This is a genomic window from Roseitalea sp. MMSF_3546 (genome assembly GCF_030732865.1).
Lineage (GTDB): Bacteria > Pseudomonadota > Alphaproteobacteria > Rhizobiales > Rhizobiaceae > Roseitalea.
The window spans coordinates 85,368-107,485 of the sequence record NZ_JASHKB010000011.1 but is presented as its reverse complement, the minus strand read 5'-3'; the positions used below and the strand labels follow the sequence as shown (position 1 = coordinate 107,485).

20 protein-coding genes are annotated in these 22,118 nt (G+C 67.2%); 15 read left to right on the top strand and 5 right to left on the bottom strand.

Annotation, left to right across the window (positions count from 1 at the left end):
* Position 1 precedes the first annotated feature (1 nt).
* The 11 genes from hisD (at position 2) to RBB34_RS10890 (ending at position 12,902) form a co-directional block, all read left to right on the top strand.
* On the top strand, positions 2-1,333 hold the full coding sequence (gene hisD / locus RBB34_RS10940; RefSeq protein ID WP_306119253.1) for a histidinol dehydrogenase: 1,332 nt from the start codon (positions 2-4) through the stop codon (positions 1,331-1,333).
* Positions 1,333-2,388: an ester cyclase gene (locus RBB34_RS10935; protein WP_306119252.1), complete on the top strand. Its 1,056-nt coding sequence runs from the start codon at positions 1,333-1,335 to the stop codon at positions 2,386-2,388. Before hisD ends, RBB34_RS10935 begins: the two co-directional genes overlap by 1 nt.
* On the top strand, positions 2,385-3,149 hold the full coding sequence (locus tag RBB34_RS10930; RefSeq protein WP_306119251.1) for an SDR family oxidoreductase: 765 nt from the start codon (positions 2,385-2,387) through the stop codon (positions 3,147-3,149). The genes RBB34_RS10935 and RBB34_RS10930 overlap by 4 nt, the downstream gene beginning before the upstream one ends.
* A complete protein-coding gene (locus RBB34_RS10925) occupies positions 3,149-4,171 on the top strand; it encodes a LacI family DNA-binding transcriptional regulator (protein ID WP_306119250.1) in 1,023 nt (340 codons plus the stop codon). Before RBB34_RS10930 ends, RBB34_RS10925 begins: the two co-directional genes overlap by 1 nt.
* On the top strand, positions 4,168-5,136 hold the full coding sequence (locus RBB34_RS10920; RefSeq protein WP_306119249.1) for an ester cyclase: 969 nt from the start codon (positions 4,168-4,170) through the stop codon (positions 5,134-5,136). The genes RBB34_RS10925 and RBB34_RS10920 overlap by 4 nt, the downstream gene beginning before the upstream one ends.
* A gap of 5 nt (positions 5,137-5,141) precedes the next feature.
* Positions 5,142-6,107, top strand: a complete 966-nt coding sequence (locus RBB34_RS10915) for a cupin domain-containing protein (protein WP_306119248.1) — start codon at positions 5,142-5,144, stop codon at positions 6,105-6,107.
* An 11-nt stretch (positions 6,108-6,118) separates the two neighbouring features.
* Positions 6,119-7,246, top strand: a complete 1,128-nt coding sequence (locus RBB34_RS10910; protein ID WP_306119247.1) for a cobalamin-independent methionine synthase II family protein — start codon at positions 6,119-6,121, stop codon at positions 7,244-7,246.
* Complete coding sequence (locus tag RBB34_RS10905; protein WP_306119246.1) at positions 7,246-7,938, top strand: alpha/beta hydrolase; 693 nt, start codon at positions 7,246-7,248, stop codon at positions 7,936-7,938. The genes RBB34_RS10910 and RBB34_RS10905 overlap by 1 nt, the downstream gene beginning before the upstream one ends.
* A 275-nt stretch (positions 7,939-8,213) precedes the next feature.
* Positions 8,214-8,546, top strand: coding sequence for a cytochrome P460 family protein (locus RBB34_RS10900; protein ID WP_306119290.1), 333 nt, complete (start codon positions 8,214-8,216; stop codon positions 8,544-8,546).
* 313 nt (positions 8,547-8,859) lie between these two features.
* Positions 8,860-10,431: a trehalose-phosphatase gene (gene otsB, locus RBB34_RS10895; protein ID WP_306119245.1), complete on the top strand. Its 1,572-nt coding sequence runs from the start codon at positions 8,860-8,862 to the stop codon at positions 10,429-10,431.
* Complete coding sequence (locus tag RBB34_RS10890) at positions 10,413-12,902, top strand: glycosyl hydrolase family 65 protein (protein ID WP_306119244.1); 2,490 nt, start codon at positions 10,413-10,415, stop codon at positions 12,900-12,902. The genes otsB and RBB34_RS10890 overlap by 19 nt, the downstream gene beginning before the upstream one ends.
* 265 nt (positions 12,903-13,167) lie before the next feature.
* On the opposite strand, the gene guaA is transcribed toward RBB34_RS10890, so the two are convergent.
* The 5 genes from guaA to RBB34_RS10865 form a co-directional block, all read right to left on the bottom strand.
* Positions 13,168-14,730, bottom strand: a complete 1,563-nt coding sequence (gene guaA / locus RBB34_RS10885) for a glutamine-hydrolyzing GMP synthase (RefSeq protein WP_306119243.1) — start codon at positions 14,728-14,730, stop codon at positions 13,168-13,170.
* Complete coding sequence (locus tag RBB34_RS10880; protein WP_306119242.1) at positions 14,727-14,924, bottom strand: hypothetical protein; 198 nt, start codon at positions 14,922-14,924, stop codon at positions 14,727-14,729. Before RBB34_RS10880 ends, guaA begins: the two co-directional genes overlap by 4 nt.
* 478 nt (positions 14,925-15,402) lie before the next feature.
* Positions 15,403-16,005, bottom strand: coding sequence for a 5'-methylthioadenosine/S-adenosylhomocysteine nucleosidase (locus RBB34_RS10875; protein WP_306119241.1), 603 nt, complete (start codon positions 16,003-16,005; stop codon positions 15,403-15,405).
* 49 nt (positions 16,006-16,054) lie between these two features.
* The gene (locus RBB34_RS10870; RefSeq protein WP_306119240.1) at positions 16,055-16,576 is read right to left on the bottom strand and encodes a TspO/MBR family protein; all 522 of its coding nucleotides are present in this window, start codon (positions 16,574-16,576) and stop codon (positions 16,055-16,057) included.
* A gap of 50 nt (positions 16,577-16,626) precedes the next feature.
* Entirely contained in the window at positions 16,627-17,925 is a 1,299-nt protein-coding gene (locus RBB34_RS10865; RefSeq protein WP_306119289.1) for an RsmB/NOP family class I SAM-dependent RNA methyltransferase, read from the bottom strand.
* Between the two features lie 179 nt (positions 17,926-18,104).
* Here RBB34_RS10865 and RBB34_RS10860 point away from each other — a divergent pair, with 179 nt between their 5' ends.
* From RBB34_RS10860 to zwf, 4 genes are all read left to right on the top strand, one after another.
* A complete protein-coding gene (locus RBB34_RS10860; protein ID WP_306119239.1) occupies positions 18,105-19,415 on the top strand; it encodes an FAD/NAD(P)-binding oxidoreductase in 1,311 nt (436 codons plus the stop codon).
* A 31-nt stretch (positions 19,416-19,446) separates the two neighbouring features.
* The gene (locus RBB34_RS10855) at positions 19,447-19,803 is read left to right on the top strand and encodes a DUF5368 domain-containing protein (RefSeq protein WP_306119238.1); all 357 of its coding nucleotides are present in this window, start codon (positions 19,447-19,449) and stop codon (positions 19,801-19,803) included.
* 66 nt (positions 19,804-19,869) lie between these two features.
* Entirely contained in the window at positions 19,870-20,499 is a 630-nt protein-coding gene (locus RBB34_RS10850; protein WP_306119237.1) for a hypothetical protein, read from the top strand.
* Between the two features lie 145 nt (positions 20,500-20,644).
* Positions 20,645-22,117 (top strand): glucose-6-phosphate dehydrogenase, encoded by a 1,473-nt coding sequence (gene zwf / locus RBB34_RS10845; RefSeq protein WP_306119236.1) that lies wholly within the window; start codon positions 20,645-20,647, stop codon positions 22,115-22,117.
* Position 22,118: the final 1 nt, after the last annotated feature.

Here is a 22,118-nt window from a genome sequence, read left to right as displayed (position 1 = left end):
GATGGCGATCAGGCATCTGAAAACCGCAAAACCGCAGACCGAACGTGCCCATGACGATGCCCGGGTCCGGGCCATCGTCGAACAGACGCTGGCGGACATCGAGGCGCGCGGCGACGCGGCCGTGCGGGACCTGTCCGAAAAGTTCGACAATTATTCGCCGCCCGCCTTCCGGCTCACCGACAGCGAGATCGAAGCCCTCATGGCAAGGGTCTCCGAGCGCGACATGAACGACATCCGCTTCGCGCAGGACCAGGTGCGCAACTTCGCCCGCGCCCAGCGCGATTCGATGCTGGACATCGAGATCGAGACCCTGCCCGGCGTAATTCTCGGTCACAGGAACATCCCCGTGCAATCGGTCGGCTGCTATGTGCCCGGCGGCAAGTTTCCGATGGTCGCCTCCGCACACATGTCGGTGCTGACGGCGCAGGTGGCCGGCGTGCCGCGCATCATCGCCGCGACGCCGCCCTTCAGGGGCGCGCCGAACCCGGCGGTGATTGCCGCCATGCATATGGGCGGCGCGCACGAGATCTACGTGCTCGGCGGCATCCAGGCGGTCGGCGCGATGGCGATCGGGACCGAGACGATCGAGCCGGTGCACATGCTGGTCGGCCCGGGGAACGCGTTTGTCGCCGAGGCCAAGCGTCAATTGTTCGGCCGGGTCGGCATCGACCTGTTCGCCGGCCCGACCGAAACCATGGTCATCGCCGACGAGACGGGCGCGGACGCAGAACTGTGCGCCACCGACCTTCTCGGCCAGGCCGAACACGGCTACAATTCGCCCGCCGTGCTGGTCACCAACTCCGAACGGCTCGCCCGCGACACGCTCGAGGAGATCGACCGGCTTCTGAAGATCCTGCCGACCGCCGACACCGCGTCGAAGAGCTGGGAGGATTATGGCGAGGTGATCGTCTGCGACAACCATGACGAGATGCTCGCCGTTGCCGACGACATTGCCTCCGAGCACGTGCAGGTGATGACCGACCGGGACGACTGGTTCCTCGACAACATGACCTGTTATGGCGCATTGTTCCTTGGCGCGCGCACCAATGTCGCCAATGGCGACAAGGTGATCGGCACCAACCATACGCTGCCCACCAAGAAGGCGGGCCGCTACACGGGCGGGCTGTGGGTGGGCAAGTTCCTCAAGACCCATTCCTATCAGAAGGTGCTCACCGACGAGGCTGCAACGCAGATCGGCGAATACGGCTCCCGGCTGTGCATGCTGGAAGGCTTTGTCGGCCATGCCGAGCAATGCAACGTCCGCGTGCGCCGCTATGGCGGGCGGAACGTGCCCTACGGCGCGGCGGCGGAGCCGAAACTGGCAGCGGAATGATGTCAGGCGACATCCACACCGCAAACAAGGCGGCGATCGCGCCGTTGCGCGCGGCGCTCTACGACTACGATCCGGCCGCGCTGCGCGCGCAGCTTCAAGGGCTGGTCGCCCCCGACGCGCCGGTCCGTTTTTCCGAACCGCTCGGCGAGACGACAGGGCCCGAGGGCTATTTTCGCGACATCGTCGCACCGTTTGCCGCGGCCTGGCCCGATCTGGAGCGGCGCGACTACATCGTCATGGCCGGACAGACCGAACACGGTGCCGACTGGGTCGGCTGCGGGGGCTACTATACCGGCACATTCGTGCATCCCTGGCTCGATATCCCGCCGACCGGGCACGTGGCGCACATGCGCTTTCACGAGTTCTACCGGCTAAAGGACGGGCGGGTGAGCGAAGTGCAGGCGCTCTGGGACGTGCCGGAGGTGATGATGCTGGCCGGCGCCTGGCCGCTGGCCCCGAGCCTGGGCCGGGAGTGGCACGTGCCCGGGCCGGCGACCGAAGACGGCATCGTGCCCGGCCCTTACGACGAAGCGGCCAGCGCCGGGTCCTGCCGGCACGTGGTCGACATGCTCGATGCGCTCAAGCGCCATCCTTCGGAAGGCGGGCCGGAGGTCATGGAAATGGACCGGTACTGGCATCCGAAGATGAGCTGGTACGGGCCCGCCGGTATCGGCACCGGGCGCGGCATTGCCGGGTTTCGCAACTGGCACCAGATCCCGTTCCTTGCCGGCATGCCCGATCGCGGCCGGTATGTCGACGAGATCACCTACCATTTCTTCGGCGATGGCGCCTATGTCGGCGTGACCGGCTGGCCAAACATGATCCAGACGCTGAGCCATGGCGGCTGGCTGGGCATTGCGCCCGTCGGCAAGCGCATCGAGATGCGCAGCCTCGACTTCTGGCGAGTGGAGAACGGCCTGATCCGCGAGAACTGGGTGCTGGTCGACCTTTTGCACATGTACCGGCAGATCGGCGTCGACGTCTTCGCGCGGCTGCGCGAATTCAACAAGGCGCGGTGCGGGTTCGACCCCGAGACCGGAGAGGCGTTGGCATGAACCTGCCGCAAACGCCGTCGTTTCGTCTTGACGGCAAGCGGGCGCTGGTCGCCGGCGCTTCCTCGGGCATCGGCCGCGGGTGCGCGGTGGCGCTGGCACGGGCGGGCGCGACGGTCACCCTCGTTGCCCGGCGGGCCGATGCGCTCGCCGCCCTGTGTGCGGAACTGGCCGAAGCCGGGCTCGATGCCGAAGCGCTCCCGCTCGACATCACGGACCTGGCGGCGGCGGCCGATGCCGTGGCGCGCGACGGGCCGTTCGACGTGCTGGTGAACGCGGCGGGCATGGCCCGGCACGGGCCGGCGCTCGAAACGCGCGCGGACGACTATGACGCGGTGATGAACGTCAATGCCAGGGCCGCCTATTTTCTGACACGCGCGGTGGCAGGCGGCCTGATCGCCGCGGGTCGGCCGGGCAGCCTGATCAATGTCTCCTCGCAAATGGGTCATGTCGGCGGCATCGACCGAGCGGTCTACGCGGCGTCCAAGCATGCCATCGAGGGCATGACCAAATCGATGGCCATCGAGTGGGGGCCGCACGGCATCCGGGTCAACACGCTGTGCCCGACTTTCGTGCGCACGCCGCTGACCGAACCCACCTTCGAGGATTCGGAGCGGCGGCGATGGATCGAGGACAGGATCAAGCTGGGCCGCATCGGCACCGTCGAGGACATGATGGGCCCCGTCGTCTTTCTGGCCTCGGACGCATCGGCGCTGGTGACCGGCTCCGCGCTCATGGTCGACGGCGGATGGACGGCCGGGTGATGGCGGGCGAAAAAATCACATCGTTGGACGTGGCGCGGCTGGCCGGCGTCAGCCAGTCGGCGGTCAGCCGGGCCTTTACACCGGGGGCCAGCATTTCGGCGAAAACCGTTCGCAAGGTGCGCGAGGCGGCCGAAGAGTTGGGCTACCGGCCCAACGTTCTCGCGCGCAGCCTGATCACCGGGCGAACGCGGATCATCGGCCTGGTGGTCGCCTATCTGGACAACCAGTTCTATCCGGTCGCCCTCGAGCACCTGTCGAACGCACTTCAGGCGCGCGGCTATCATGTGCTGGTGTTCATGGCCGGCAACGAAACGCGCGACGTGCCCGCGGTGATGCAGGAACTGCTCGACTATCAGGTCGACGGCATCATCACCGCCTCGGTGGCGATCAGCAACGAACTGGCCCGCCGATGCCAGGCGGCCGGCATTCCCGTCGTCCTGTTCAATCGCGGCCAGGACGATCCGCGTCTGTGCGAGGTAACCTCGGACAACGTTGCCGGAAGCCGCGCGGCGGCCGAGTTCCTCGTTGCGGGCGGGCACCGGCGGATCGCGCACATCTCCGGCTGGCAGGGCTCGTCCACCGGCCGTCACCGCGCCCAGGGATTCGTGGCGGCGCTCAAGGATGCGGGCCTCGAACCGTTGGCGGTGGTCGATGGCATGTACCGCCGGGACACGGCCGCACAGCTCACGCGCGCCCTGTTCGACCGCCCGTCCCCGCCCGACGCCATTTTCGTCGGCAACGATCACATGGCGTTCGCCGTCATGGACACCGTTCGCTTCGAAATCGGGCTTTCGGTGCCCGATCACGTCTCGATCGTGGGCTATGACGACGTGCCGATCGCCGCCTGGCCGGCCTACCGTTTGACGACGGTCCGCCAGCCGGTGCGGCGCATGGTCAGCGAGACGGTGGAGATCTTGCTCGGGCAGATCGAGGGGACCGTCGAAGCGGGGCAGAAGCGGCGCATCGAATCGAACCTGGTCGTGCGGGCCTCGGCCCGAACTCCGAAAGGATGGTCAGCATGAAGGGCTTTGACCCCAAGTTCAGGGACTTCCCCGATTTCATCATCGGGATCACCAAGGAAATCTGGGAAGACCGTGGCATCCATACGCTGCACGACTACTACGCGCCGGACATCGTCGTGCGTTCGCCCGCCTCGGTCGTGGCCGGAAACAAGGACGTCATCGCCGCCACCATGGCGACGCTGCACGAGTTTCCGGATCGGACCCTGCTGGGCGAGGACGTCATCTGGTCGGGCACTCCCGAGGACGGCATGCTCTCGTCGCACCGGCTGTTGTCGACGGCGACGCATCTGGGCGACGGGGTCTACGGCCGGGCGACCGGCAAGCGTCTTGTCTATCGCATCCACGCGGACTGCCACGCCAAGGACAACCGGATCGATGACGAGTGGATCGTCCGCGACCAGGGCGCGATCGTCCGCCAGCTCGGCCGGGATCCCAAATCCTGCGCCGCGGACCTGATCGCGCAGGAGGGCGGCGCGGATGCGTGCACGCGGCCGCTCACCCCGGACAACGATCGGCCCGGACCCTACACCGGGCGCGGCAACGACAATGAATGGGGCGGCAAGCTGGCCGATATCCTCACGCGGATCATGGCCGCGGACATGAGCGTGATCCCGAACGAATATGACCGCGCCTGCCACCTGGGCTATGCGGGCGGCATCACCGACCACGGCGTCGGGCCGGCCGACCGGTTCTGGATGGGATTGCGCGCGGCGTTTCCCTCGGCGGCCTTCGCGATCGACCACGTCATCGGCCGCGACGACCCGCTGATGCCGCCGCGCGCGGCGGTGCGCTGGTCGCTCTGGGGGCGGCACGACGGTTGGGGCACGTTCGGCGCGCCGTCGCACGCCATGGTCCATGTGATGGGCATCACCCACGCCGAGTTCGGCCCCTGGGGCCTGCGCCGCGAATACACGCTCTATGACGAAGTCGCGATCTGGAAACAGATCCTCATGCATACAGGATGACACCCATGACACCGCAAGCCATGCAAGAAAGGATCGTCCGCTACGGAGACCTGCGCCCGTGCCGCACGGCCTTTATCGATGCGCACACGCCCGGATCGGATCAGAAGGAAAACTTCACGATCATCGGCGGCGGCGTGTCCGAAAGCCCCGACCAGCATGTGCACTTAACGATCCCGCACGGCTTCAACATCGGTGCGGCGGGCCAGCCGCCCAAGTGCCGCAACTCTTTGCATTCGCACCGGACCGCGGAGGTCTTCTTCGTGCTGTCGGGCCGCTGGCGGTTCTTCTGGGGACGCTGGGGCCGTGCCGGCGAGGTCGTGCTGGAGGAAGGCGACATCTTCGACATCCCCACCGGCATCTTCCGCGGCTTCGAGAACATCGGCACTGACTACGGGATGATCATGGCGATCCTGGGCGGGGACGATGCCGGCGGCGGCGTCGTCTGGGCGCCGCAGGTGATCGAGGAGGCGAAGGCGCACGGGCTCGTGCTGTCCGAACAGGGCCGGCTTTACGACACCAAGAAGGGCGAGAGCCTGCCCGAAGGCGTCGCGCCGATGCCGGTCCTGACCGAAGACGAACTCGCCGCCTTCCCCGAACCCTCGCCCACCGAGGTCATAGGCGGCTATGTGCGCCGCTATTGGGACATGGTGGCAATGGCCGAGCAAAAGCCGGTCAAGGTCATCGGGGAGACGGGCATCATCCGCGACAGGCCCGGTTTCGAGGTGGATTTCATCACCCGCGCCTCGGCCGACCGGACCATGCAACGCCACGACCGGCCCAGCGTGCTGATGCCCGTCAAGGGCCACTGGCGCGTCGCATGGGAAGGTGGTGAAGCGGTTCTCGCCCCGGGCGACACGATGAGCGTCCCCGAGGGGATGGACCATGGCGTGGCCCCGTCCATGACCGGCGAGGCCGCGCTTTATCGCGTGGTCGGAACCGACGATCCGGCCGGCCCGACCTGGAAGCAATGAGGGAGCGTTCGATGCGCCTGCGATCGACCCATGTCGGCAGCCTGCCACGGACCCAGGCCGTCGTCGACCAGCTGTTCGCGCGGGAGCGCGGCGAAAGCATCAATCCGGACCGATTCGACGCGGTGATGACGGAAGCGGCGGACGAAACGGTGCGGCGCCAGGTGGCGGCCGGTATCGACATTGTCAGCGACGGCGAAACCTCCAAGATCTCCTATGCGACCTACGTCAAGGACCGCTATACCGGCTTTGCCGGCGACAGCCCGCGCAACGCGCCGGCCGACCTGAAGCTGTTTCCCTCGTTCCTGCAGCGCCTGGCGGACTCGGGCGGCACGCCCACCTACGCCCGGCCCATGTGCGTTGGCGAGGTGCGCTCGAAGGGACAGGGCGAACTGCAAAAGGACATCGCCAGTCTCAAGGCGGCCATGGACCGGCACGGCGCCCGGCGCGGCTTCATGAACGCTGCCTCGCCGGGCGTGATCTCGCTGTTCCTGCAAAACGACTTCTATCCCTCGCGCGAGGCCTATCTGGCAGCGCTGGCCGAGGCGATGAAAGACGAATACGCGACGATCGCGGCCGCCGGGCTCGATGTGCAGATCGACTGTCCCGATCTGGCACTGTCACGCCACATGCTGTTCACCGATCTGTCCGACGACGAGTTCGTCAAGATCGCCGCCAGCCATGTCGAGGCGCTCAACCATGCCCTGGCCGAGGTGCCCGAGGAGCAGATCCGGATCCATATCTGCTGGGGCAACTATGAAGGTCCGCATGTGTGCGATATCCCGATGGCGAAGATGTTCGACACGCTGATGTCGACCAGGGCACGATACGTACTGTTTGAGTCCTCCAATCCGCGTCACGGCCATGAGTGGACCGTGTTCCGCGATCGTGCGGCCGACATTCCAGCCGACAAGGTGCTCGTGCCCGGCGTCGTGGACACGACGACCAACTTCGTCGAGCATCCCGAGCTTGTCGCCCAGCGGCTCGAGCGGTTCGTGGACATTGTCGGGGCCGACCGCGTGATTGCCGGCTCGGATTGCGGCTTCGGCACGTTCGCCGGCTTCGGCGCGGTCGATCCGGAAATCGCCTGGGCCAAACTGAAAACGCTGGCCGAAGGCGCAAGGCTGGCCGGCGCTTCGTGATGACGCCGCTGGTCCTGCTACCGGGCATGATGTGCGATGCGCGCCTTTTCGGGCCGCAGATCGAGGCCCTTTCGTGCATGTGCACGCTTCACCTGGCGACGATTGCCGGCCACGACACGATGGCGGCCCTGGCCGCCGATGTCCTGGCCCATGCGCCGCCACGGTTCGCGCTCGCCGGACTGTCGATGGGCGGGATCGTCGCCATGGAAGTGTTCCGGCAGGCGCCCGGCCGCATCGAGCGCATCGCGCTGCTCGACACAAACCCGAAGGCCGAAACCGAGGCGATCCGCCAGCGCCGCGAGCCGCAAATGGCGCGCGCGCGGGCGGGCGAGTTGCGCGCGGTGATGCGCGAGGAGATGAAGCCCAACTATCTGGCCGAGGGCCCCGGCCGGCAACCGGTCCTGGACCTGTGCATGGACATGGCCGAAGCGCTCGGTCCGGAGGTCTTCGTGCGCCAGTCGCGCGCGCTGCAATCGCGACCGGACCAGCAGGACACGCTGCGCCGGGTCGCCGTGCCCGCCCTTGTGATGTGCGGGGAACAGGACCGGCTGTGCCCCGTCGGCCGGCACGAATTGATGCACGAACTCATTGCCGGTTCGCGGCTGGCGATCGTCGCCGGCGCCGGCCATCTGGTGACGCTGGAAAAACCGGCCGAGGCAAATGCCGCGTTGCTGGAATGGCTCGCAGCGTAGTTTCGGGCGCTCCGGTCGCATGACACCAGGTTGGCCCTGCCGGCCAGCTTGAAATGGCGCATGGGGCGCACCCGCCGGACACGCGCGGTGCGCAACCGATCGATGCTTGGCGGCACTGGCGTGCGACGGGCCCAATTGCGTCGCTTGGGCGTGGCAACGATCGATACAAAGGCATCGCCGCCATGCCGATGCCTCCTGCCGAGCCCGGACCGGATCATGCTCTCGGCGGCGGCCCAGCCGCCGCATGGCCGCCTTCCCCCGAACCCGTTCACGTGATGCTGGAGACGTTCTACACCGAAGCCACCATCGACGGTCATTCGGGCGATCTCGTGATCAAGCGCAATTATGGCCCCGAAGGCGTCTCGGTGGACGAGGTGATCGGCGCACGCGAGGACCATCTCGCCTCGGTGACGGTCATGTTCCGGCGGTCCGAGGGCTATGCGCCCGACGGCGGCAACTGGTTCTGGGCGAAATATCTGCCCGACGGCTCGCTCGACCAGGCGCCGAACGGCACGCCGTTAGCCGGACTGGCGCAGGGATGCATCAATTGCCACTCGGACGCGGACGGGGGCGACTACCTGTTCACGACCAACGCCCTGTCCGACTGACCGCGGCCGCCCGCTGGCAGCCGAACCGGCCCGCACAGCGTTGCCGGCAAGGGGCGCCAGCTCGGCGCCGCCGGCACAAGGATCGATGTCGGTCCAGCCGGCGAAGCGGTCGGTCGCGGCTCCACGGGCTCTCGCCATGGCGCGGAAATCTCGCTCGCGGCATTCGGTCGTGCTTTTCTCCGTGACCGACCTCGCCACGCTCGGTAAGGTTCAACGGGTAACTTCTCAGGGCTTGGATCGTCCCTTGTAGGGCGGGGCATTGCCCGACGCCGACGAGGCGGGAGGATGTCCGGCGGATTGGACGGAGAGTCAGATGGACAAGTCTGCCGGCCAGGGCGACGGAATCGCGGCAGTCATCTTCGACATGGACGGTGTCGTGACCGACACGGCCCAGGCGCATTTCGCGGCGTGGAAGCGGGTCTTCGACGAGGTGCTTCAGGCGCGCGGGGCGGATGCGGCTTTCACCCATGGCGACTACCTCGCGCATGTCGACGGCATTCCCCGCTATGACGGTGTGCGCCGGTTTCTGCGCTCGCGCGGCATCGAGGTGCCCGAGGGCGGCGATGACGACGAGCATCTGGAGTCGGTCCGGGGTATCGGCAATCGAAAGAACCGGTCCTTCCGTAACTGGCTGGAGAAGAACCGGGTGCCGGTGTTCGACGATGCCGTCGAGCTGATACACGCGCTGAAGAAGGCGGGCATCGGTGTTGGCGTCTTCTCGGCCAGCCGCAATGCGCCGCGGGTGCTGGAAAGCGCCGGAATCGCCCAGCTTTTCGATGTCACCGTCAGCGGTGCGGACGCGCAGGAACGCGATCTGTCGCCCAAGCCGGCCCCGGACCAGCTCGAAGAGACCGCCCGGCGGCTCGGCTGCGCGCCGGCACGGGCCGCGGTGGTCGAGGATGCCGTCGCCGGCGTGCGCGCCGGCGCAGCCGGGCGCTTCGGCCTGGTGATCGGCGTGGATCGGCAGGACGATGCCGGCCAGCATCGCCACGCGCTGCGGTCGAACGGGGCCGACCTCGTCACGGACGATTTGCGGCGGCTGTGTCTGCCCGAGGGCGGCGGACTGCGGACGCTGGACCGGCTGCCGCTCGTCCGGGACCGGCTGGACGCGGTTCGGGACCGCCTGGGATCGGGGCCAACTTCTGTCTTTCTCGATTATGACGGCACGCTTTCGCCCATCGTCGCCGATTACCGCGACGCGACGATCCCCGAGGAAACCCGCACCGCCGTCGCGCGCCTGGCCGAGCGTTGCCCGGTCGCCGTCATCAGCGGCCGCGACCTTGCGGATGTGCGTGCGCGCGTCGGACTCGACGAGGTGATCTATGCCGGCAGCCATGGTTTCGACATTGCCGGGCCCGACGGTCTCGAAGAACGCCCCGATGCGGCCGAGGGGTTCGTACGCCCCATCGAGCAGGCCGATGCGCAGCTGCGCGACGCGCTTTCGGGCATCGAGGGGGCCGATGTCGAGCGCAAGACCTTTTCGGTGGCGGTGCATTATCGCCGTGCGGCCGACAGCGATGTCGCGGCGATCGAGGACGCGGTGGACAGGATCGTCGGTCGCCACGACAAGCTGCGCAGAAGCCGGGGCAAGAAGGTCTTCGAGATCCAGCCCCGCGCCGACTGGGACAAGGGGCGGGCCGTGCAATGGCTGCTCGCGCATACGCGGCTTGGCGAGAGCGACGCGCTGCCCATCTATCTTGGCGACGATCTGACCGACGAAGACGCCTTCAGCGCGCTCGGCAGCGCCGGCCTGTGCATTGCCGTGCGAGGTGACACTCGTGCCACATTGGCGGACTATGCTCTGGCCGATCCGCAGGACGTGCGCCGCTTCGTCGAATGGCTGGCCGGACTGGACATGGGGGAACCATGGACGCGTGGCATCTGAGGTATACCGGCTACGACCCCGAAGCCGAGGGCCTGCGCGAAACGCTTTGCGCGCTCGGCAATGGCTACATCGTCTCGCGCGCAGCCGCGCCGAACGCCCATGCCGACGACGTGCACTATCCCGGCACCTACCTCGCGGGCGGCTACGATCGGCTGACCTCCGAGGTCGCCGGGCACCGGATCGAGAACGAGGACCTCGTCAACATTCCGAACTGGCTGCCGCTGACCATGCGGGCCGAGGACGGCGACTGGCTATGCCCCGACGATGTCGAGCATCTCGACTACCGGCAGGAGCTCGACCTGAAGAACAACGTGCTCACGCGCAGCATGCGCTTTCGCGACGGGGAGGGCCGGGTCACGCGTTGGGACGAGCGGCGCCTCGTGTCCATGCACGATCCCCACCTCGCCGCGCTTTCGGTGACCCTGACGCCCGAGAACTGGTCGGGCGGGATGCAGCTGCGCGCGGGTCTGGACGGCAGCGTCATCAACTGGGGCGTGCAACGATACCGCGATCTCGCCAGCCGGCATCTGGAGACGTTGCATACCGGCCGCGAGGACGGCGATATCCTGGCCATGCGCTCGCGCTTCGTTCAGGCGCGGCGGGAAGTGGCGCTCGCCGCACGGACCACCGTCGCGATCGATGGCGGCCACGTTCCCGCTGCGCGCACGAACGTGCTGCCGGACATCGTCGAGGAGGCGTTCGAACTCGAGGCAAGACAGGGGCACCCGATCACGGTCGAGAAGATCGCGGCCTATTTCGACAGCCGCGACGCCGGCATCACCGAGCCGCTCGAGGAGGCCGCGAACCATGTGCGTCACTCCGGCGATTTCCGCGCGCTCGAAGAGGAGCATTCACAAGCCTGGCACCACCTTTGGGAGCAGTTCGACATCCGCCTTGGCGATGCCGACAGCGACGCGCAGCTCAAGCTGCGCCTGCATATCCTGCACCTGCTGCAGACCGCTTCGGTCCATTCGGTCGGAATGGACGTGGGCGTCCCGCCCCGCGGCTGGCATGGCGAGGCCTATCGCGGGCACATCATGTGGGACGAATTGTTCATCTTCCCCTATCTGACGCTGCGCATGCCGGTGCTGACGCGCGCGCTGCTGCGCTATCGCTACCGCCGCCTCGACGAGGCGCGGCGCGCGGCACGCGAGGCAGGGCGAAAGGGCGCCATGTTCCCCTGGCAGAGCGGTTCCAACGGACGGGAGGAGAGCCAACGCGTCCACCTCAATCCCCGATCCGGAAACTGGATTGCCGACAATTCCTGGCGCCAGAGACATATCGGGGCGGCCGTCGCCTGCAATGTCTGGGAATATGTGCAGGCCACCGACGACCGCGATTTCCTGCGCGATTACGGCGCGGAGCTGTTCTGCGAGATCGCGCGCTTTCTGGCAAGTCTCGCCGAAGAGCGGCCCGACGGCCGCTACGGTATTCGAGGCGTGATGGGACCGGACGAGTTTCACACCGCCTATCCGGGTGCCGATCCGAGCACCGACGGCGGGCTCGACAACAACGCCTACATGAACTTCATGTCCTGCTGGGTGCTCTCGCGCGTCGACGACGTGCTCGAGCTGATCCCGGCCGACGAGCGGCGGCGCCTGTGCGAGCGGATCGGACTGAGCCGCGAGGAACTGGCGCATTGGGAGGATGTGAGCTGCAGGCTCTACATTCCCTTCCACGAGGAGGGCATCATCAGCCAGTTCGAGGGATACGAAAAACTGAGGGAATTCGACTGGGACGGCTACCGCGGCAAATACGGCAATCTCCAGCGCCTCGACCGCATCCTCGAGGCCGAGGGGGAAGATCCCAACGACTACAAGATCTCCAAGCAGGCCGACACGCTGATGATCTTCTATCTCTTCGGCAGCGACGAGATCGGCCACATCTTCGACCGCCTCGGCTACCCCTTCGATCCGGACATGATCCTGCGCAACATCCAGTACTACATGCGTCGCACCTCGCACGGTTCGACGCTGAGCTGGGTGGCCCATGCCTGGGTTCTCGCCCGGGCCGACCGGCAGCGCTCCTGGCAACTGGCACTCAAGGCGCTCGACGCGGATATCGCCGACATCCAGGGCGGAACGACGAAGGAGGGTATCCACCTGGGCGCGATGGCCGGAACGGTGGACCTGATGCAGCGGTGCTATACGGGCATCGAACTCCGGTCGGGGACGCTGATGTTCAACCCGCGCCTGCCCGACGAGGTGGACCGGCTGCGCTCGACGGTCCGGTTCCGCCGCCAGATCCTCGATTTCGAGATCACGCAGGACGAGCTGACCGTGACCAGCCGCAAGATGACCGCGTATCCGGTGACGATCTCCTATCGCGGACAGGGGCGCGAGATGAGCCCGGGACAGTCCTTCACCTTCCGGCTGATCCCGGAAATCAAGCCGGACCGGCCCGAACGCGCGCGCGAACAGGAGCGAATCCGGGCGGAGCAGGAGGACCGTTTCGCGACGGCGGCGGGCTAGGTCACTCGCTTAAACCGGCTCGCTGCTCCTGATGTCTTCTGCTTTGGGTTGCCGTCGGCTGGCTTTTCGTGCGTGACGATCCTTTCGGCGCGCGCGGCGGTCTTCGCGACTTCGGCATGGTCGGCGCGCAGCGCAACGGCGGTTCTGGCGGGGCCGGCGACCACGGGCTCGCGTTCCGCGATCGTGGGCGAAGCCTTGCATATCCTCTACCAGCGGGTCATGGGCAGTCTTGCGATCGTGGCCGATCGTCCCCGGCGCTTCGGAATCATTCCCACTCGATCGTGCCGGGCGGTTTCGACGTCACGTCATAGACCACGCGGTTGATGCCGCGGACCTCGTTGATGATGCGCGTTGCGACCTGGCCCAGAAAGCCCATGTCGTAGGGGTAGAAATCGGCCGTCATGCCGTCGACCGAGGTCACGGCGCGCAGCGCGCACACGAACTCGTAGGTGCGGCTGTCGCCCATCACGCCGACCGTCTGGACCGGCAGCAGCACGGCGAAGGCCTGCCAGATGGCGTCGTAGAGCCCCGCCTTGCGGATCTCGTCGAGATAAATCGCATCGGCCTTGCGCAAGATGTCCAGCCGCTCGCGCGTCACCGCGCCGGGGCAGCGCAGCGCCAGGCCGGGACCGGGAAAGGGATGGCGGCCGATGAAGCTGTCGGGCAGGCCGAGCTCGCGGCCCAGTTCGCGCACCTCGTCCTTGAACAGTTCGCGCAAGGGCTCGACCAGCGCCATGTCCATGCGCTCGGGCAGCCCGCCGACATTGTGATGGCTCTTGATCGTCACCGACGGACCGCCGGCAAAGGACACGCTCTCGATGACATCGGGATAGAGCGTGCCCTGGGCGAGGAAATCGGCGCCGCCGATCCTGTTCGCCTCGGCCTCGAACACATCGATGAACAGTCTGCCGATGGTCTTGCGCTTTTGCTCGGGGTCGGAGACCCCGTCGAGCGCTTCCAGGAAGGTGTCCGATGCATCCACATGCACCAGCGGGATGTTGTAGTGCCGGCGGAACAGTTCGGCGACCTCGGCCGCCTCGTTCAGCCGCATCAGGCCGTGATCGACCAGAATGCAGGTGAGCCGGTCGCCGATCGCCTCGTGGATCAAGAGCGCGGCCACCGAGGAATCGACGCCGCCCGAAAGCCCGCAGATCACCCGGCCCTGGCCGACCTGCTGGCGGATGGCGGCGATCGCCTGGTCCTTGTAGGCGGCCATGGTCCAGTCGCCCGAAAGGCCGGCGATCCGGTGCACGAAATTGGCCAGCAGCCTGGCGCCGTCGGGCGTGTGAACCACCTCGGGATGGAACTGGACGGCATAATAGCGCCGCGCCTCGTCGGCGATGGCGGCGAACGGCGCGCCGGGCGACGTGCCGATGACCTCAAAGCCCGCGGGCAGGCCGGTGACCCGGTCGCCATGGCTCATCCAGACCTGATGGCTCTCGCCCTTGCGCCAGATACCCTCGAACAGCGGACTGTCACGCTCCACGGTCAGGAAGGCGCGGCCGAACTCGCGATGGTCGGCCGTCTCGACGGCACCGCCAAGCTGGGCGCACATGGTCTGCTCGCCATAGCAGATGCCGAGCACCGGCACGCCCGCCTCGAAGATCGCCTGCGGCGCGCGCGGCGAGCCGATATCGACGGTCGAGGCCGGCCCGCCCGACAGGATCACCGCCTTCGGCGCAAGCCGGGCAAAGCCCTCTTCTGCGGACTGGAAGGGCACGATCTCCGAATAGACGCCGGCCTCGCGCACCCGGCGGGCGATGAGCTGGGTGACCTGGCTGCCGAAATCGACGATCAGCACGGTTTCGGGATGAAAGGCTTCGGTCATTTGCGATCGGTGTCCGGCAATGGCGCGCCCGGCGGCGCGTACAGCGCGACGATTTCGGCCTCGGTCAGCTTTCCGGTGTCGTTGGCGAAGGCATAGAACGGCGGCTTTTTGTCTATATGGACCTCGACCCTCATGTCGAGACCGCCCGCACCCTCGAGCGTGCCGACCGAAACGTGATACGTGTCATCGCCCAACAGACGATAGAACAGATTGCCGCCGCAGGTGGCGCAAAAGCCGCGTTCGGCCCATTGCGAGCAGCGATGCGGGTGATGGCCGCCTCATCGGAAAGACGCACCCGGGTGCAGGCGATCGTCATCAGCGGACCGCTCGCCCAGCGCCGGCACATGCCGCAATGGCAGGCGCGGAAATGGCGCTTGCCGAGCGTTGCGGTGCAGGTACGGGCGCCGCAAAGGCAGCGGCCGGTTCGAACGTCGCCGGTCATGGCGGGGCTCCGGGCAGATCGCGTCTGCCAAGGCGCTTACGCCATCGCGGCACGGCGCGCAATTGCGGGCCCGGCGCCGGCGCCGGGCATGGCCGCGCCCCCGCACGTGGAAAATCGGGCGGACCGGTGCGCGCGTCGGCCTCCTCATTGTCGTGGGGTGGCCGGACACTGCGTCCGGACTACCGGGTGAACGCGCCTTGCTCGGCGCGACCGCCGTGCCGGGGCCCTTTCTATGGGCCGCCGCGTATCGCCGCCTCGATGCGATCCACCGCATCGGCGAGCTTTTCGTCGATGACGTGCAGATATTGCGTCCAGTCGTCGAAATGGCGCAGGTCCCGGGCGCCATCGGAAATGCCGCGCACGCCGACCAGCGGGACATCGAACGCCATGCAGGCGCGCGCAAGCGCAAAGGTCTCCATGTCGACCATGTCGGCGTCGATGGCGTCATAGGCCGTCCCGGAGATGATGCCGGCGCCGGTCGACAGGCGTTTTGCGGGAAGGTCGCCCATGACGGTCAGCGGCAGTTCGGCCGGAAGGTCGAGAAACGGCGTCAGCCCCTTGTCGAAGCCCAGGGGGGAGGCGTCCATGTCGCGGTAACTGACCGAGGCGACCTCGTAGACCGCGCCCTGCTCGAGGCTGCGCGAGCCGGCCGAGCCCAGCGAGATCACCATGTCGGGACGTTCCGTCGCGAGCGCGCGGGTGAGATTGACCGCCGCCTCGACCGGGCCGACGCCACACACAAGCGGCGAGAACCGCGCCTTCAGATGCGGCCCATATTCGGCGTCGGCGGCCATGACGTATAGAAGCTTGGTGTCGCCGACAGCCTTGAGCATGATCGATTCCCCGGCGCAGACTATCGCGCCTTGCCCGCCAAGGCCATCGTCAGTTCATCCACCAGATCGCCAGATTGAGGATGCCGGCAAAGACGATCCAGGCCAGATAGGGTGTCATCAGCCAGGCGCTGATGCGGTCCGCCGTCCAGGTCAGGGCGATGAACGTCACCGTGAGCGTGATCATCGCGGCGATGACCAGGAGCGCCAGCCCCGGCAGCTGCATGCCGAAGAAGACCGGCGACCACAGGAAGTTAACCGCGAGCTGGCCGAACCAGACCTGCATGGCCGCGCCCTTGTAGTTGCGCATCCAGGTGCGCCAGCCGGCGATCGCAACCAGGGCGTAGAGGATCGTCCAGACCGGCCCGAACAGCCAGCTTGGCGGGTTGAAGAACGGTTTTTGCAACTGGTCGTACCATTCGCCCGGCGGCGTCATTGCCCCGATCAGGATGCCGCCGCCAAGGGCCAGGGCGATGAATGCCGCACGCGCGATCCAGCGCCCCGTTGGAGACTTGGCGCCTTGCGGGCCCCGGCCGCCGGTCAGATCATCGACAGAGTTGCTGTTGGTCGCCATCTCGTTTCCCTTTCGGTCATCGCCGCCGATACCGGTCAAACGGGACCGCGTCATGGCCGGTTCCCCTGCGCGCGCTGCAGGACGGCGAAGAAGAAGCCGTCGGTCTGCGTGGCCCGTGGGGTGAGCGTGACGCAATCGAGATCGGACGACCAGGGCTGCGGCTTGTCGAAGCCGAACAGATCCTGCCAGACCTCGCCGGCGGAAAGAAGCGACCAGCCGGCATGGCGGTCGCCGAAGCGGTAAACCTGCTCCTCGTTCTCGGCCAGGAAGACCGAGCAGGTGATATAGCACAGATAGCCGCCGGGCCGGACGTAACGGGCAGCGGCGTCCAGGATGGCCGCCTGCTCGGCGCAGCGCCGGTCGAGCTGGCCCTGTGTCAGGCGCCACTTGGCGTCGGGATTGCGGCGCCAGGTGCCCGAACCGGTGCACGGCGCGTCGACCACGACGCGGTCGCATCGGCCGTCTAGCGGCGACAGGTCCGCATCGGCGGCATGCACCTGCACATTGCGCGTTCCGGCGCGCCTGAGCCGGTCGAAGATCGGCGCCAGACGCTGCTTGTCGGCATCGAAGGCATGCACCTGGCCCTTGTTCTGCATCGCCGCGGCGAGCGCCAGCGTCTTGCCGCCGGCGCCGGCGCACAAGTCGAAGACCTGCTCGCCGGGCTGCGCGAAGACCAGATCGGCAACGATCTGCGATCCCTCATCCTGGATCTCGAACCAGCCCTTCTGAAAGGCCGGCTCGGCCTGCACGTTGGGCAGCCGCCCGGCGCCCCCTGGCGGCGTGATGCGCAGGCCGTGCCTTGCGATCGCGGTCGGCCGCGCGCCGGTTCTGGCGAGCGCCTTTTGCACCTTGTCGCGGTCGGCCTTCAGCGTGTTGACGCGCAGATCGAGAGGCGGGCGCTCGGCGAACGCCTTGGCCTCGTCGATCCACTCCTCGCCGAAATTGTCTGCAAGCAGATCGGCGCACCAGGCCGGCACGTCGGCCTCGACATGGGCATCGGCGAACGTCATGTCGCAGGTCGCCGCCGCCGCGAGCGCGGCCATTGGCGGTTCGGGCGCGAAGCGGTCGCCGGCGAGCGCCTCGGCGATGGCTTCGGGCGTCAGCGACCAGCCCTCGAGCAACGCGCCGAAGGCGAGCGCGAGCGGGCCGTCATCGTCCATGCGATAGCCGATCGAGGCGCGGCGGCGCAGCGCGTCATAAACGATGTTGCCGATCGCCGCGCGGTCGCCCGAACCGGCGAAGCGGTGCGCCCTGCCCCAGTCGGCGAGCGCGACCGAGGCCGGCCGGTGGTTGGTGTCGATGTCGGCCAGCACGTCGATGGCCGCGGCGATGCGTCCGCCAAGGCGCATGTGATCGGGTCCCCTTGCGTCGAAGGCACCGCCATAGCGGACCGGCACGGCGACGGAAAGGGCCGTTCGGGCATCGCGCAATGAGGATGCGAATATAAGAGTCGATTGATATAGATCATGCCGCGCGCGCCCGCGACGATCTATCAGAGCCGGAAAGGCGAAACCCAAGGGAGGAAGCCATGGCTCTGACGTTATCGAGGCGCGCGTTCCTGACGGCCTCGGCGGGCACATCGGCGCTGGCATTTGCGGGCATGGGCGCAAGACAGGCCGCCGCGCAGGTCCGCACATCGGCGAAGATCGTCATCATCGGGGCGGGCGCGGCCGGCGCCTCGCTCGCCAGCCGCCTGTCGCAAAGACTGGACGGCGCGCAGATCACGGTGATCGATGCGCGCCAGCGCCACCTGTATCAGCCCGGCTTCACGCTGATCGCCGCCGGCCTGAAACCGGCCGACTACGCCGTCTCGCAGACCGAAGACTGGCTGCCGCCGGATGCCCGCTGGATCGAGGAACGCGCCGCCGAGATCGATCCCGAGGCCAAGACCGTGACGACCGAGGGCGGCACGGCGGTCGCGTATGACTATCTGGTCGTCGCCGCCGGGCTGACGCTCAACTACGAGCAGATCGAGGGCATGTCGACGGAGTTGATCGGCAAGGACGGCATCGGCTCGGTCTATGCCAGCCCCGAGGCGGCCGAAGCGACCTGGCGCGAGATGGACCGGTTCACCGATCAGGGCGGGGTGGGTCTGTTCTTCCGCCCGGCAACGGAGATGAAGTGCGCCGGCGCGCCGCTCAAATACACGTTCCTGACCGACGACTATGCGCGCCGCAAGGGCAATCGCGGCAAGACCGAGATCGTCTATGCGGCCCATTCGAAGTCGCTGTTCGGCGTGCCGATCGTCAACGAGAAGGTGCGCATGCTCTACGACGAGCGCGGTTTCGACGTGCGCTACGAGCACGTCATCAAGGCGATCGATCCGGGCACGAAGACCGCCACCTTCACAACGCCCGAAGGCGACACCGAGATCGGGTTCGATTTCATCAACGTCATCCCGCCGATGAGCGCGCCGGCCGTGGTGCGCAACTCTCCCCTTCCCTGGGCCGACCGCTGGGTCGGGCAGGGCTATGTCGAGGTCGACCCGCACACGCTGCGCCATCGCCGCTATCCGGAGGTGTTCGCGGTGGGCGACGTCGCCGGCGTGCCCAAGGGCAAGACGGCCGCCTCGGTCAAGTGGCAGGTGCCGGTGGTCGAGGACCAGCTCGTCGCGCAGATCGCCGGCGGCCGGTCCGAACAGACCTATAACGGCTACACATCCTGCCCGCTGATCACGCGGGTCGGCCGGGCGATGCTCATCGAGTTCGACTACGACAACAATCTGGTGCCGTCCTTCCCCGGCGTGATCGCCCCGCTGGAGGAGTTGTGGATCTCCTGGCTGATGAAGGAGATCGCGCTCAAGGCCACCTACAACGCCATGCTGCGCGGCCGCGCCTGAGCGCCCGCACCAACACAATGGGAGTGAGACCATGAAGGAACTGACCTTGGGAACGCTGATCGCGGTGCTCGAAGAGATGTTCGGCCAGCCGCTGTTCTGGGCGCTGGTGGTCGCGGCCGGGCTGATCACGCTGGGGTTCATCTATGTTCTTGTGCGCGACCGCTCGCTGCGCAGCCGCTGGTTCCTGCGCGCCGAGCTCGTCGCGCCGATCGGGGCGGTCGCGGCGATCTGGTTCGTCTTCTTCATCACAAGATCGGGGCTTGGCGACATCGGCGGGCCGATCGACGTGATCGCGCTGATCGCGATCGGGCTGGCCGGCGCCGTCGGACTGACCTTCCTGGCCTATACGGTGCAGGCGCTGACGGGCCGGCGCGAGAACGCGCATTGACGCGCATCAAGGCCTGGGCAGCGCGCACAGGCGAAGATGGCGAGTGTCGACAGGAAAGGCCATGCCATGGATGAAGTGCCGATCGACTATGGCCGGGTGACCGAAGCGGTCGGCCTGTTTCACAGCGAGGCCGATCTGCAGGCGGCGATCGACGATCTGCTCACGCAGGGCTTCGACCGGTCCGAACTGAGCCTGATGGCCTCCGAACACGCCGTCATCGAAAAGCTGCACGGCCAGTACATGTCGGCACGCGACATCGAGGACAGCGCCCAAGTGCCGACGACGGCCTATGTCGCCCGCGAATCCTACGGCGCCCTTGAAGGCGGCATCGTCGGCGCCTTGATCTACGTGCCGGCGCTCGTCGGCGCCTCGGCCGTCGTCGCCTCGGGCGGCGCGCTGGCTGCGGCGATCGCGGCGGCGGCCATCTATGGCGGGGTCGGCGCGGCGCTCGGCACCGTGCTGGCCGGGCTGGTCGGCAAGCGGCGCGCCCGGGAGATCGCCGATCATCTGGAGCGCGGCGGGCTGCTGCTGTGGGTGCGGACGCGGGATCCCCAGCACGAGAAACGGGCGCTGGCAATCATGGACGGGCACAACGCCGCCGATGTCCACGTCCATACGCTGCCTTCGCTGTCGCCGGGTGGCGAAGGCCGTTGGACGCAAACCGCCGAGCATGTGGGCCACGCCGGACGTAGCTGACCGGCTGCCGCGACGCCTTGCGGCCCGTGGCGGCCGGCCGGGCCTGGTTCGGTGAACGGTCGAGAAAGGCCGCCCCGGCGGGTGGCATTCCTAAATCGATTAGATTATGATCCGGCGAGCGCCTTCCAATCACCGGATCCGATCCATGTCGAGCCAGATCATCCCTGTCGACCCGTTCGACTGCATCATCTTTGGCGGCACCGGCGATCTTGCCGAACGCAAGCTGCTGCCGGCGCTGTATCACCGTCAGAAGGACGGGCAGATGACCGACCCGACGCGGATCGTCGGCGCCTCGCGGGCGGCGATGTCGGACGAGGAGTATCGCGCTTTCGCGCTCGAAGCGCTGAAGACGCACGGCCCCGACGATCTCGACCCGCGCGAGGTCGAGCGGTTCCTCGCCAAGCTGCACTACGTGTCGATCGATGTGCGCGCCGACCGGGGCTGGGACGCGCTCAAGGCGCTGATCGGCGACAACGCCACCAAGAAGCGCGCCTGCTATCTGGCGGTGGGTGCGGCGCTTTACGGGGACATCGCGACCAGGCTGCACGATGCGGGGCTGATCACGCCCGAAACCCGCATCATCGTCGAAAAGCCGATCGGCCGTGACCTGAAGTCGGCGATGGCGCTCAACGACACGCTCGGCGAGGTGTTCGACGAGTACCAGGTCTTCCGCATCGACCATTATCTGGGCAAGGAGACAGTGCAGAACCTGATGGCGCTGCGCTTTGCCAATGCGCTCTACGAGCCATTGTGGAATTCGGCCCATATCGATCATGTGCAGATCACCGTCGCCGAATCGGTCGGCCTTGAGGGCCGGGCGGGCTATTACGACAAGGCCGGCGCCCTGCGCGACATGGTGCAGAACCATCTTCTTCAGCTTCTTTGCCTGGTCGCGATGGAACCGCCCGCCTCCATGGACGCCAATGCGGTGCGCGACGAGAAGCTGAAGGTCCTGCGCGCATTGGCACCGATCGACGAGGCCAATATCGAAAAGGCCACCGTGCGCGGCCAGTACGGGCCGGGGGCCTCGGCCGGCGGGCCGGTGCCTGGCTATCTGGACGAACTGGGCGACGATCAGAGCAATACCGAGACCTTCGTTGCGCTCAAGGCCGAGATCGGCAACTGGCGCTGGGCCGGCGTGCCGTTCTACCTGCGCACCGGCAAGCGGATGACGACACGCGTGTCGGAGATCGTCGTCGCCTTCAAGCCGGTGCCCCATTCGATCTTCGGCGCGCAGGCCGGCCGGCTGACCGCCAACAATCTGGTGATCCGCCTGCAGCCCGACGAGGGCGTCAAGCAATGGATCATGATCAAGGATCCCGGCCCGGGCGGCATGCGCCTCAGGCACGTCCCGCTCGACATGAGCTTTGCGTCCGCCTTCAACGTGCGCAATCCGGACGCCTATGAGCGGCTGATCATGGACGTCATTCGCGGCAACCAGACGCTGTTCATGCGCCGCGACGAGGTCGAGGCCGCCTGGCGCTGGATCGATCCGATCCTCGATGCCTGGGAGGAAACGGGCCAGCTCTGCCAGCGCTACACGGCCGGCACCTGGGGGCCGTCGGCCTCGATCGCGCTGATCGAGCGCGACGGCCGCACCTGGCACGAGAGCGTGTGAG